Source organism: Candidatus Acetatifactor stercoripullorum (assembly GCF_944382095.1).
Lineage (GTDB): Bacteria > Bacillota > Clostridia > Lachnospirales > Lachnospiraceae > Acetatifactor > Acetatifactor stercoripullorum.
In genome coordinates this window covers 26721-39512 of the sequence record NZ_CALWMU010000029.1, presented here as the reverse complement: position 1 = coordinate 39512, position 12792 = coordinate 26721, and the positions used below count along the sequence as shown (strand labels likewise).

At 48.5% G+C, this 12792-nt stretch carries 11 protein-coding genes and 1 pseudogene; 10 read left to right on the top strand and 2 right to left on the bottom strand.

What is annotated here, in order from left to right; all coding sequences use genetic code 11:
• Positions 1-372: pseudogene (locus SHK35_RS09800) on the top strand (ATP-binding protein); the annotation flags it as partial.
• 164 nt (positions 373-536) lie between these two features.
• Here the strand turns inward: SHK35_RS09800 and SHK35_RS09790 are convergent.
• Positions 537-866, bottom strand: coding sequence for a hypothetical protein (locus tag SHK35_RS09790; protein WP_318703717.1), 330 nt, complete (start codon positions 864-866; stop codon positions 537-539).
• A 118-nt stretch (positions 867-984) separates the two neighbouring features.
• Positions 985-2016: a LacI family DNA-binding transcriptional regulator gene (locus SHK35_RS09780; protein WP_318709635.1), complete on the bottom strand. Its 1032-nt coding sequence runs from the start codon at positions 2014-2016 to the stop codon at positions 985-987.
• A gap of 317 nt (positions 2017-2333) precedes the next feature.
• On the opposite strand from SHK35_RS09780, the gene SHK35_RS09775 reads away from it, so the two are divergent.
• From SHK35_RS09775 to SHK35_RS09735, 9 genes are all read left to right on the top strand, one after another.
• A complete protein-coding gene (locus SHK35_RS09775) occupies positions 2334-3266 on the top strand; it encodes an ABC transporter permease (RefSeq protein ID WP_318703798.1) in 933 nt (310 codons plus the stop codon).
• 15 nt (positions 3267-3281) lie between these two features.
• Positions 3282-4175, top strand: coding sequence for a carbohydrate ABC transporter permease (locus SHK35_RS09770; protein WP_318709634.1), 894 nt, complete (start codon positions 3282-3284; stop codon positions 4173-4175).
• A 14-nt stretch (positions 4176-4189) separates the two neighbouring features.
• Positions 4190-5869 carry an ABC transporter substrate-binding protein gene (locus SHK35_RS09765; RefSeq protein ID WP_318703723.1) on the top strand — a complete coding sequence of 560 codons (1680 nt, stop codon included), beginning with the start codon at positions 4190-4192 and terminating at the stop codon, positions 5867-5869.
• Complete coding sequence (locus SHK35_RS09760) at positions 5866-7335, top strand: glycoside hydrolase family 32 protein (protein WP_318709633.1); 1470 nt, start codon at positions 5866-5868, stop codon at positions 7333-7335. Before SHK35_RS09765 ends, SHK35_RS09760 begins: the two co-directional genes overlap by 4 nt.
• On the top strand, positions 7332-8306 hold the full coding sequence (locus SHK35_RS09755) for a carbohydrate kinase family protein (RefSeq protein WP_318703727.1): 975 nt from the start codon (positions 7332-7334) through the stop codon (positions 8304-8306). Before SHK35_RS09760 ends, SHK35_RS09755 begins: the two co-directional genes overlap by 4 nt.
• An 83-nt stretch (positions 8307-8389) precedes the next feature.
• A complete protein-coding gene (gene spoIIID, locus SHK35_RS09750) occupies positions 8390-8665 on the top strand; it encodes a sporulation transcriptional regulator SpoIIID (protein WP_318703729.1) in 276 nt (91 codons plus the stop codon).
• 128 nt (positions 8666-8793) lie between these two features.
• Entirely contained in the window at positions 8794-9915 is a 1122-nt protein-coding gene (locus SHK35_RS09745; protein WP_318709632.1) for an SLC13 family permease, read from the top strand.
• Between the two features lie 64 nt (positions 9916-9979).
• The gene (locus SHK35_RS09740; protein ID WP_318703733.1) at positions 9980-11269 is read left to right on the top strand and encodes a vWA domain-containing protein; all 1290 of its coding nucleotides are present in this window, start codon (positions 9980-9982) and stop codon (positions 11267-11269) included.
• Complete coding sequence (locus SHK35_RS09735) at positions 11266-12783, top strand: ATP-binding protein (RefSeq protein WP_318709631.1); 1518 nt, start codon at positions 11266-11268, stop codon at positions 12781-12783. The genes SHK35_RS09740 and SHK35_RS09735 overlap by 4 nt, the downstream gene beginning before the upstream one ends.
• Positions 12784-12792 lie beyond the last annotated feature (9 nt).

Genomic DNA, 12792 nt, shown 5'->3' with positions numbered 1-12792 from the left:
TTTCGCCAGTTTGAACAGACCCATTCCATGGAAAATGTGATTTATAATGAGCTTCGTATGCGTGGTTACAGTGTGGATGTAGGAGTTGTACCTGTCGCTGAAAAAGATCGGAACGGGAAAGTAACACGTAAGCAGTTGGAAGTCGATTTTGTGTGTAATCTAGGTTCTTCCAGATACTATATTCAATCCGCCTACACCCTGCCTGATGAAGCAAAGCGCACTCAGGAGGTCAGACCATTCAGAAAGATTGATGATTCTTTCAAGAAAATCATCATTACCATGGACATGGTGCCAACGCAGTATGATGAATATGGTATCCTGACCGTAAACATCTATGATTTTCTGCTTGATCCCAAATGTCTTGAAAAATAAAGAAGCAACAAAAATGTGCGCAATAAACATAATACCCCGGGCATCATAAAGTATCCCTTCTGGCAAGAGACGTACCAGAATCCGCAGGCAGTCTATGCCTGTGTGAATTTTGGAGAGGATTTTGGGCAAATCGCGTTTTTAGGGCGGTCTCTTATTTGCAGGCTCTATTTGAGCATGCGTACGAAATTACCGCCCTGAAAGAAAAACCTGCCGTCAAAGGACATTGTTTCGGTGGAAATGCAGGTAAAGCCCAGTTTTTTGAGCAGGTTACAGGAGGGAGTGTTTTCCAATGCCGTTCCAGCTGTGAACTGGGCTTCCGGAGATTCCTTTGCAAGGTGGTCGATCAAGGCCTTTGCTCCCTTGTCATCCGTGGGCAGCGGGGCATCGTAAATGGCATACTTGGATTGGCAGAAATCAATCCAGATTTTTTGCAGCTCTGGCCAGTCAGATTCCTGCAGGATGCGAATGTGTAATCTATCTGTCTGGAATTCCATTCGTGTCTCCTTTTGGACTAAAATCAAGAGATAGCCGTCAGCGCCGCTTTTGTGGCATGGATGACAGTGGTGTCAAATACGGGAAGAGGCGAATCCTCCTGGTGAATCAAAAGTCCACTTATTGTTCAAGAGTGGTATCCCGGCTGATCAGCACTGGAGTAATCACTCTGTGAATGGGGCCTTTTGCCAGGGCGGGCTTTCTTTTTTTGCGCTCGTTCATCTGCTCTACCAAAATTTCCATGGCGGCTGCAGCGATCTTATCGATCTGCTGTCCTACGGTGCTGGTGGGGATAACCGCTTCGCTGGAAATGGGGGAATTGTCGAATCCTATAATGCGGTAGTCATCCCGCAGGCAGCCGTGAAGCTGCATGAGAAAGTTGAGCAGAATATTGGCGTAGGTGTCGTTGGCGAGAAAAATACCCTTTCTCATGCCGGCGTACTTCTCATCCAGGTATCTGGCAAGCCTTTGGATGGCGGCCTTGTTTTCCTGATAGGAGTTTCCAAGATCCTCTAACAGAAGCTCATGGGGCACATAGTGTTCTGCACAGAGGTCAAGAAAACCCTGTATCCGGCCATAGGCTGGCACCTGGGGCGGCACATCCACGTTGATGTGGATCAGTACATCACAATGATTTTTGTACAGCAGGCTGGCTGCCTGCACGCCTCCCATATAGTTGTCCGTGTTTACGCTGCAGGTATATTGATCCTCTCTTTCAATGGTCACAATGGGAATATGATAGGAGGCAAGCTCCGCAGAGGGAATGGTGTGGCTGAGCACAATCATTCCCTCGATATTGTATGCCAACAGCTCGCGGATGTAACGGCGCTCGGTCTCTTCGTTGGAATTACCGGCAAATACCAGAAACTTATAGCCGTAGGTCTCATAGGAGGACAAAATCTGGTTGAGCATTTCGGAATAGTAGTGCAGATAAAGATTGGGCACAATGATACCCACAAATTCGGTTTTGCCGCTGGCCAGTATCCGTCCAACCTTGTTTTCCTTATAATCCAGATCCTCCAGGGCCTGGGCGATGATTTGCTGGTTTTCCAGAGTAAGAGAGTCTGGATTGTTAAAATAGCGGGAAATGGTGGTTTTTGAAAAATGAGTATATTTAGCGATATCCGCGAAGGTCACCTTGTTGCTCTTCATGAATAAAATCACTCCTTGCCGGGATAGTGTTTTTCTTATTATAACAGAGGAAAAAAGCAGTGGCAAGAGAAAAAGTAACCGGTAAAGTAACCGGTTATGTGCAGTTTCCATAAATTTCAGTGGGGCGGGCTGGAGAATATGACGAAAATCTGGAAAACACTTGACGTATTCCTTGCTGCGCGCTATGATATGCTCATAAAGTAACCGGTTACTTTACCGGTTACTCCAAAGAAAGAAGCAGATAAGGTAAACAAACAAAGAAAACAAAAGGCAAAAAAGTGAGAAAAGAAAAAACCGATAGGAAGGGAGAGGCAGAGGTGGAAGGAAAAAGGGCAGCAGTAAACGGAAAGAGGACTACAAGGCAAAAGCTTTTGTATGTGAAAAAGAACTGGCAGTTGTATTTGTTCTTCTTGATGCCGGCACTTGTGATTACCATTATATTTAAGTATCTTCCCATGGGAGGAATATTGATCGCGTTTGAGGATTACAATGTGCGCCTGGGGATTCTGGGAAGCGAATGGGTGGGACTTGAGTATTTTGAGAGATTTTTGTCCTCGCCTGATTTTATGGCGTATCTCTTAAACACGTTGAAGCTGAGCCTGTACGGTCTGCTTTGGGGATTCCCGGTACCGATCATTCTGGCTCTTTTGCTCAACAGAATCAGGAGAAAGGGCATAAAGAAGAAAATTCAGCTGTTGATTTACGCCCCCAATTTTATCTCCGTCATTGTCCTGTGCGGTATGGTGAGAATGTTCCTCTCCCCGGTGGGGCCCTTGAACCAGCTTTTGGGGAGCAGTACAAACTGGATGACCATGCCGGAGGCCTTCAGGACCATTTACATAGCAAGCGGCATATGGCAGACGGCGGGATGGTCCTCCATTATGTATACGGCGGCGCTGTCCAATGTGAGCAAGGAGCTGGAGGAGGCGGCTATCATAGACGGCGCCAATATTCTGCAGCAGATATGGTATGTGGAGCTGCCGGCCATCAAGAACATTGTGGTGATCCAGTTTATCCTTTCCGCAGGAAATATTATGAGCATTGGATTTGAGAAGGCTTATGCGCTGCAGACCAGCATGAATCTTCCGGCATCGGAGATCATTTCCACCTATGTGTACAAGATGGGTCTGTTGTCCGGTGATTACGGCTATTCCACTGCGGTGGGTATTTTTAATTCGGTCATCAATGTGATACTGCTGCTTTTGGTAAACTGGATCGTGAGCAGGCTGAATGAAGGAGAAGGATTATAGGAGGGAGGATGCGGCATGGAGCGCAGAAAATTAAAACTGGGTATGACAGATAAAATACTTTTGACGGCGGGCTATCTTCTGCTGGGGCTGTTTGTGGTGGCAGTGGTAGTGCCCCTGGCATATGTGGTGATTGCGTCCTTTATGGATCCCAATGTGCTCAACAATCAGGGACTCAGCTTCCGGATACAGAACTGGACCCTGGAGGCATACCGCAGAGTGATGGAGGATGAGATGATATGGAGAGGATTTTTAAATTCCTTCTTTTATTCCATAACCTCCACACTGCTTTCCATCTTTATCACCCTGCTTGCGGCATATCCCATGTCCAAGAAGGAGCTGGTGGGGAGAACGTTTTTCAATACCATATTTATCATTACCATGTTTTTTGGAGGCGGACTGATCCCGACCTTCATCCTGATGAACCAGCTTCGTCTGGTGAACACCGTATGGGCGGTTATAGTGCCCGGTTCCTTTAATGTATGGAATATGATTCTTGCAAGAACCTATTATCAGTCCATATCAAAGGAGCTGTGGGAGGCCTCCCAGATAGACGGGGCAAATGAGATACAGCATTTTTTCAAAATATTGATGCCGCTGTGCAAGCCCATTATTGCCGTTTTGGCCCTATGGGGCTTTGTGGGGATGTGGAACAGCTATTTTGACGCCATGATTTATTTAAACGACGCCTCCCTGCAGCCCCTGCAGCTGGTGTTAAGATCTATCCTGATACAGAACACGCCTCAGTCCGGCATGATTGCAGATATCCAGAGCACGGCAGAAATGGCCAAGATGGCTGAGCTTTTGAAATATTCCACCATTATTGTATCCAGCCTTCCGCTGCTGATTATGTACCCGTTCTTCCAGAAGTACTTTGACAAGGGCGTCATGGTGGGTTCGGTAAAGGGCTGAGAAAGGAGAGAGCAATGTCAAAAAAAGGAAGAAAAATCATTTGTGCAGCGCTGTTGGGTGCCATTTTACTGTCTCTGACAGCATGCGGCCAGGGGGGAGTGGCGCAGGCGGATATTGACCCGGATACACCGGTATCGGAGGTGACTTTCCCGCTGGAGGAGACAAGAGAGCTTTCGTTTATCACAAACGCGCCTGCCAGAACGGAGCAGGATCCCAATAAAAGGATTATTTTTCAGCGGCTGGAGGAGCAGACGAATGTGCATATAGACTGGACCTGCTTTGTGTCGGATCAGTTTGCAGATAAGAAAAATCTGGCGCTGGCGCAGTTTGGAGCGCTTCCGGACGGTTTGTTTGTGGCGGGCATGGGAGACTATGACCTGCTGCGGTATGCAAAACAGGGGATTATTATCCCGCTGGAAAACCTGATCGACAAATATATGCCCAATCTACAGGCAGTATTTGAGAAATATCCGGAGTACAGAGTTATGTGTACTGCCCCGGACGGCCATATCTATGCTTTCCCCTGGATTGAGCAGCTGGGCGAGGGCAAGGAGGCCATTCAGGCCATTGGCAATATTCCCTATATCAACAAGAAGTGGCTGGATTTTCTGAATCTGGAGATTCCAACAACCACGGCCGAGCTGGAAGAGGTACTGATTGCCTTTCGTGATCATGCCGATGAAATAGAGGCGGAGTTTGACATCACCGGGGATGTGATCCCCATGTCCTTTATCATCAACAATGGGGATCAGGATCCCGCCTTTTTGATCAACGGGTTTGGAGAGGGCTATGGAGATACAGGGGATCACTTTGCGGTGACTGACGAAGGAGAGGTGATCTACACGGCCGTCCAGGAAGGATATAAAGAGGGAATTGCCTGGCTGCATCATCTGGTAGAGGAGGGATTGGTGGATCCGGAGGCGTTTACACAGGATTGGTCCACCTATGTGGCAAAGGGGAAAAATCACAGATATGGTCTTTGCTTTACCTGGGACATCGCCAATATTGACAATTATGAGGATTACGTTATGCTGCCTGCGCTGGCGGGGCCGGAGGGCCTGGTCAATATCACAAGGCAGAACGGCAGCGAGACCAGCGGATTTGAGAGAGGGCGCTGTGTGCTGACCTCTAACTGCAGAGATACGGCATTGGCTGCGGCCTGGATTGATCAAATGTACGCGCCCCTGCAGTCTGCCCAGAATAACTGGGGGACCTATGGGGAGGAAGGCGCCGCGAATATTTTTGAGATGAGTGTGAACGATGCGGGAGAGCCCATGCTGCGGCACCTGGACCTTGGAGACAACTCTCCTGTGGAGGTACGGGAAAATCAGTCGGTAAACGGGCCATTAGCAGTGTTAAACGATTATTACGGGGTGTATGTGACGCTTCCGGACGATGCAAAATGGAGGCTGGACAACATGCACGCCACCTATCTGGAGGATATGCACAGCAAGTATGTATTTCCCAACGTGTTTATGAGCCTTGAGGACACCAACAGGGTGTCGCAGCTGGACACAGACATCAAACGCTATGCGGAGCAGATGAAGGCCAGCTGGATACTAAACGGCGGAATTGAGGAAGAATGGGACGAATATCTGGAGAGAATGGAAAGCTATGGTTTATCCGAATATCTTGAGATCAAGCAGAAATATTTTGACGCCTATCAGGAATCATTGCAGGAGGACGCGCCATGAGTGAATTGTTGAATAAAGCGAGAGAATATGAGAGTCAGAATGTGGTAAAAATCCCCTGGGAGGAAAGACCGGTGTTTCATTTTTCAGTGCCCACAGGCTGGATCAATGATCCCAACGGGTTTTCTGATTTCAGAGGAGAGCATCATCTGTTTTTCCAATATTATCCCTATGAGACGGCATGGAATTCCATGCACTGGGGCCATGCAAGCAGTACGGATTTTGTGTGCTGGAAATATCTTCCCGCCGCCCTTGCGCCGGATGAGACCTATGACGGCGCCGGTGTGTTTTCAGGGAGCGCCCTGGAGGATGGGGAAAGACAGGTTTTGATCTACACAGGCGTGGAGGAGTATACGGAAGAAAACGGGGAGAAAAAAATCAGACAGAACCAGTGCATCGCCATAGGGGACGGCAGGGATTATATAAAGTCCAGGGAAAATCCCGTCATCACAGCAGAGCTTCTGCCTGCGGGGAGCAGCAGGGAGGATTTCAGAGATCCCAAAATCTGGAAGGAGGATGGGAGATACTATGTGGTGGCAGGAAGCAGAAATGGGGATGGCAGCGGGCAGATCGTCTTGTTTTATTCCGACGACCTGAAAAGCTGGAATTTCGGTTCGATTTTGGACCGATCCCAAAACAAGCTGGGAAGAATGTGGGAGTGCCCTGATTTCTTTCCCATGGGCAGTAAAAGGGTGCTGATGATTTCTCCCCAGGAAATGCAGGCGGACGGCCTTTTGTTTCACAATGGCAATAATGCGGCGTTTCTCATTGGTGACTACTGCAAAGAAACCCTACGCTTTTGCAGGCAGGAGGTACAGTGCGTGGACTATGGACTGGATTTTTATGCGCCCCAGACCATGCAGTCTCAGGACGGCAGGAGAATTATGATTGGCTGGATGCAGTCCTGGGATAATCCCATTTATCCCACAGAGCATCTTTGGTCCGGCATGATGACCATTCCCAGGGAGCTGACAATGAGAAATGGAAGAATCCTTCAAAAGCCGGTGCGGGAACTGGAGGCATACCGCAAAAATGAGGCCGCCTATTCCAATGTAGCTGTGGAAAAAGAGACTATTTTAGAAAATGTAAGGGGAAGAAGCGTTGACTTGGAGCTTGCAGTCAAAGGGCAGGAGTACGGAAAATTCCGGATCAGGCTGGCCTCGGACAAAAAGCACTATTCCGAAATCATATATGACAGAGAGGATGGGATATTGACCTTCGACAGAACCCATTCCGGCCTTACCAAGGATGTGCTCTGCAGCCGCAGCATGCGGGTGGACAGCCCCAGCCATGAGTTGAGACTGCGGATACTTTTAGACCGTTATTCTGTGGAAATTTTTGCAAACGAGGGGGAAAATGTGATGACCTCTCTGATTTATACCCCGCAGACCGCTCAGGATATTATCTTTTCCTGCAGTGGGAAGGCGTATATGGATGTGAAAAAATATGAAATCGAGGTAGGAAAATGACCGGATACGATGTGGTGGCATTGGGGGAACTGCTGATCGACTTTACGCAAAATGGGATGAGCGCCCAGGGGAATCCCATATATGAGGCGAATCCCGGAGGCGCGCCCTGCAATGTGCTCGCCATGCTGCAGAAGCTGGGCCGAAGGACTGCTTTTATCGGCAAGGTGGGAGCGGATGGCTTTGGCCTTCAACTGAAAAATGCCCTGGAGGAAACGGGGATTTCCTCCCAGGGACTGCGCTTTGACCAAAGGATTCCCACTACCCTTGCGGTGGTGGGCAGAAAGCCGGACGGCGACAGGGATTTTTCCTTTTACCGAAAGCCTGGCGCAGACATTATGCTGAGAACGGAAGAGCTGCCAGAGGAGCTGCTTGGCAGTGCAAAAATTTTTCACTTTGGCTCCCTGTCCCTTACGGATTCTCCGTCCAGGGAGGCTGCGAAGGAGGCGGTCAGGCTGGCAAAGGAGTCAGGGGCCTTGATTTCCTTTGACCCGAATCTGAGACTGCCGCTGTGGGATACGGAGAAAGAGGCCAGAAAACAGATACTTTATGGGCTGAGCCAATGCCAGATTCTAAAGATAGCGGACAACGAGCTGGAGTGGCTTACGGGAAAGGCAGACCATGAGGCGGCAGCCAGGGAAATTTTGTCCGAATTTGCCATTCCTCTGGTTTTTGTATCCCTGGGGAAGGCGGGAAGCATGGCCTTTTGTGGGGAAAAGATGGTTCGTGTCAAGGCCTTTGTACAGGAGAATCCTGTTGACACCACAGGGGCGGGAGACACCTTTATGGGCTGTATTCTTCATCAGGTGCTGGAAAAGGGGAGCCTGAAGCTTACAGACGGGGAACTGGAGCAGATGCTGCGGTTTGCCAATGGGGCGGCGTCTCTGGTAACCATGCGCCGGGGAGCCTTGCGGGTAATGCCCAACAGAGAGGAAATCAATACCTGCCTTAAAGCTGTGACGGCAAATAAATAACAGGCTGGCCACTTCTTGGAAATGGGCGTGCATATTTTTGTAAAACCCCTAATAAGATGTAAAAAACGTTCTCAGGGGAGCCCATGAAGGAGTATATTGAAGAACGGGCAGTGGCCATTGCCAATTACATTATAGACCACAATGCCACGGTAAGGCAGACGGCAAAGACCTTTGGAGTAAGCAAGAGTACTGTACATAAAGACGTTACAGACCGATTGATGCAGATCAACCCGGCTCTTGCCAAACAGGCCAGAAAAGTACTGGATATCAATAAATCCGAGCGCCATATCCGCGGAGGTCTTGCCACCAGGGAAAAATACCAGCACAGGCTGGCAGCCTGTAATGACGGAGGGAAATAACAGAATATTCATTGCCGGAATCAAGAGCCGCCGTTTTTGTAACGGCGGTATTGATTTACCTAAAAACAGAAGATATAATGAATTCAAATGTGGGAGGGCCGCACGAAAGGCGGCAGAGCAAAATACCAATGATTCGAATTAAAAATTTTTTCAAAAAAGAAACTGTTTTTTGCATCTCGTTTCTTCTTGCCGTTATATCCTGCGTGGCAGTTTTGCCGGACGCTGCCTATCTGGCTTATCCGGACTACCGGACGCTGGCGCTTTTGTTTTGCCTGATGACCATTGTGTCAGGCTTTCAGTCTCTTGGGGTGTTTACCATATTGGGGCAGGCGCTTTTAAAAAGAGTGAGAAGCTTAAGGGGGCTTTCCTCCGCGCTGGTGTTTTTATGCTTTTTCTGCAGCATGGTGATTACAAATGATGTGGCGCTGATTACCTTTGTGCCCTTTACCATCCTGGTGTTTCGTATGATTCAAAGGCAGGAGAGGGTTTTAAAGGTGGTTGTGCTGGAAACCATCGCTGCAAATCTGGGGAGCATGGCTACGCCCATAGGAAACCCTCAGAACCTTTACTTATATTCCATCTCAGGGCTTACAGCGGCGCAGTTTGGCCGGTGTGTGCTTCCCTATGCAGGACTGTCTCTGGTTATGCTTTTAGGAATCCTTTTGTCAGAGCGCGGAGAAGCCATTGGAAAGACTGGAATGGAGAAAGAGGAAAAAAGAAAGGATTCACGCTGGTTCCTTTCCTTGATTTCGTTTCTTTTGCTGCTGATTTTGTGTATGCTTGTAGTGCTTCGCATTCTGCCTTACGGGCCGGTTCTTGTCTGTGTGGCCTTGGCTGTGCTTGTGGTAAACAGGAAGGTGTTTCTCTCGGTGGATTACTTTCTTTTGCTAACCTTTCTTTGTTTTTTCATCTTTATCGGAAATATGAAGAGAATTCCCTGGATCAACAGTCTTTTGATTTCCCTGGTGGACGGACAGGAGCTGTGGGCGGGCATTCTTGCCAGCCAGGTAATCAGCAATGTGCCGGCGGCAATCCTGCTGTCAGGATTTACAGAAAATTATGAGACGCTGATCACAGCAGTGAATCTTGGAGGCCTGGGAACGCTGATTGCCTCTCTTGCCAGTTTGATTTCCTTTAAATTTTTTGTAAGGGAATATCCGGATAAAAAGGGAGTGTTTTTGAAAACCTTTACGGTGTGGAATCTGTTGTTTCTGGCGGTTCTGACAGGCGCAGCGCTTATTCTGGCTTAAAAATGCGGGATGCGGTGTGGGGAAAAGTATGCTATACTGAAACAACAAAGAGAAGGAGGCCTGCATGGAAGGGGACAGCAAAAAGATTTCAGAGCTTGCCGAAAGGATTATGAAGCTTGCCCATGACGATATTCTGATTCATTTGAGATTTTTTGACACAGCCCTGGCCAGGCTTGCCTACAGGCAGATGCCTCAGACTGGCTGTCTGGCAACGGATGGGTCTGCGTGTTTTTACGACCCGGTGTTTGTGTTAAAGTGCTACCAGAAGGACTCGAGGCTGGTGACCAGATGCAGCCTCCATATGCTGCTTCACTGTGTTTTTTTCCATAGCTTTCAGTATGACAAGCTGGATACAGGGCTCTGGGACCTGGCTGCGGACATTGCAGTGGAAAATGTGATTCTGGAAATGGGAATTGCAGGCGCGGCATTAGAGCAGGATGAGGAGGAGGGAAGAAAACTGCGGTTCTTGCGGGAAGAGATAGGTTCTCTGACAGCAGAGAGGATTTACCGTTATTTTCGAAAGAATCCCCCCGCCCAGAGGGAACAGGAGGAGTTAAGGGACCTGTTTTTTAAGGATGTGCATACTCTATGGAAGCCCAGGGAGGAGCTGGAGATTTCCCTGGAGCAGTGGAAGAAAATCAGTGAGCGGATCAAGGCTGACCTGAAATCCTTTACAAAAGCCCGCTCCGGCGCCCAGAGTCTTGAGAAGAATCTGGAGGAGGTCACAAAGGAGCGCTATGATTACAGCGATATTCTGCGAAGGTTTACGGTGATGGGAGAGGATATCACGGTAAATGATGAGGAGTTTGATTACGTTTATTATACTTATGGTCTTGAACATTACGGCAATCTGCCCCTGATCGAGCCTTTGGAATATAAGGAGACCAACAAGGTAAGAGAATTTGTCATAGCCATAGACACCTCGGCTTCCTGCAGAGGCCCTCTGGTAAAGGCTTTTTTGCAGAAAACCTATTCTCTCCTGAAGGGAAGTGAAAATTTCTTTCACAAAATCAATGTGCACATTATTCAGTGTGACAACGAGGTTCAAAGCGATACCAAAATAACCAATGATGACGATTTTGACACATTCTTGCGTTATGGAAAGCTGAATGGGTTTGGGGCCACGGATTTCAGGCCTGTCTTTTCCTATGTGGAACAGCTGAAAGCCCAGGGGGAGTTTGAAAACCTGAAAGGGCTTATCTATTTTACGGACGGTTACGGGATTTATCCTGAAAGAATGCCGGATTATGAAGTGATTTTTGCTTTCCTGGACGAGGACGAGCACCGTGCGCCGGTGCCGCCCTGGAGCATGAAGGTGGTTTTGGAAAGTGAAGAGCTGGAGGAAGAAGCGTGAACATTAAACAGGCGAAGGAATATATTAAAAATGCTGTGAATTTGTATCTGAAGAAGGATGAATTCGGGGAGTACCGGGTGCCGGTGGTGCGCCAGCGCCCTATCTTTCTGCTGGGAGCGCCCGGTATCGGGAAAACGGCTGTGATGGAACAGATTGCTCAGGAAATGGGAATTGCACTGGTTTCCTATTCCATGACACACCACACTCGCCAGTCGGCTCTGGGGCTGCCTTTTATTACAAAGAAAACCTATGGCGGAAAAGAGTACAGCGTGTCGGAGTACACCATGAGCGAGATCATTGCTTCCATTTATGACACCATGGAGGAAAGCGGCATAAAGGAGGGAATTTTATTTTTGGATGAAATCAACTGTGTCTCCGAGACTCTTGCTCCCTCCATGCTGCAGTTTCTGCAGTATAAGGTGTTTGGCCGTCACGCAGTGCCGGAGGGCTGGGTGATCGTTACGGCGGGCAATCCTCCGGAGTACAATAAATCCGTGCGGGAGTTTGACGTGGTCACCATGGATCGTCTAAAGGTTCTGGAAGTGGAGCCCGAGTACCGCATTTGGAAGGAATATGCGCTGGAGCGGCGTATTCATAATGCCATTATCAATTATCTGGATTTGAAAAAAGAGCATTTTTACTGCATGGAAATGACTACAAAGGGGCGCAGCTACGTCACGGCCAGAGGCTGGGAGGATTTGTCCGAGATTCTTTATCTCTATGAGGATGAGGCGCTGACGGCAGATGAAACCCTGGTGGGACAGTATCTGCGGAACGATAAGATCGTGAAGGAATTTTGTGCTTATTATGATTTGTACTGCAAATACAAAAAGGATTACCGCATTGAAGAGATTCTAAACGGACAGGCCTCTGTGCAGGCTATTTCCAGAGCCAAGGCAGCGCCCTTTGACGAGAGGCTCTCCTTGCTTGGGATGCTTTTGGATAAGGTTTTGGCGGACATGAAGGAATGTATGGAGGAGCTTTCCTGCCTGACACAGCTGCAAGGCTCTTTGAAGGCAGTAAAAGCTATGGCGCAGGAAGCGTACACAGAGCAGGTGCTGGGAGAGCTGGACAGACTAGCCCAGGGGAGAAAAAAGCTTTTGGAAAATCTGAAGCTGGCCAACTCTCTTTCCGATGAAGAGAAAAAGAAGCATAGAAGCGTGATCCGGTTTTTGGAGGAGTGCAGAAAGGAACTGTATGTTGGGGATTACCCCTCCGGCAGGGAGGCCTTTGTGCTTGTGAAGGAAAAGTATGACAAAAAGGTTGCCAGGGCCAAAAAGGAATCGGAAAGAATCCAGAAGGAGCTTCATGAGCTGTTTGCCTTTGCAGAGGAAGCCTTTGGACAAGGCAATGAAATGCTGATTCTGGTGACGGAACTGACGGTTAACAGCCACAGCGCACAGTTTCTTGCGGCATTTCCCAGCCCGGATTATCAAAGGCATAACGAGGCCCTTTTGCTGGACGAAAGGAAAGAGGAGATAAAAGCCCGGATAGCGGATTTAAAGCTGGATTAAGGGAGGGAA

Bases quoted from the DNA above. Each gene is read 5' to 3' on its own strand.
- SHK35_RS09780 (WP_318709635.1), bottom strand. From the start codon at position 2,016: ATGAAGAGCAACAAGGTGACCTTCGCGGATATCGCTAAATATACTCAT.
- SHK35_RS09740 (WP_318703733.1), top strand. From the start codon at position 9,980: ATGGAAGGGGACAGCAAAAAGATTTCAGAGCTTGCCGAAAGGATTATG.
- spoIIID (WP_318703729.1), top strand. From the start codon at position 8,390: ATGAAGGAGTATATTGAAGAACGGGCAGTGGCCATTGCCAATTACATT.
- SHK35_RS09755 (WP_318703727.1), top strand. From the start codon at position 7,332: ATGACCGGATACGATGTGGTGGCATTGGGGGAACTGCTGATCGACTTT.
- SHK35_RS09760 (WP_318709633.1), top strand. From the start codon at position 5,866: ATGAGTGAATTGTTGAATAAAGCGAGAGAATATGAGAGTCAGAATGTG.
- SHK35_RS09790 (WP_318703717.1), bottom strand. From the start codon at position 866: ATGGAATTCCAGACAGATAGATTACACATTCGCATCCTGCAGGAATCT.
- SHK35_RS09765 (WP_318703723.1), top strand. From the start codon at position 4,190: ATGTCAAAAAAAGGAAGAAAAATCATTTGTGCAGCGCTGTTGGGTGCC.
- SHK35_RS09745 (WP_318709632.1), top strand. From the start codon at position 8,794: ATGATTCGAATTAAAAATTTTTTCAAAAAAGAAACTGTTTTTTGCATC.
- SHK35_RS09770 (WP_318709634.1), top strand. From the start codon at position 3,282: ATGGAGCGCAGAAAATTAAAACTGGGTATGACAGATAAAATACTTTTG.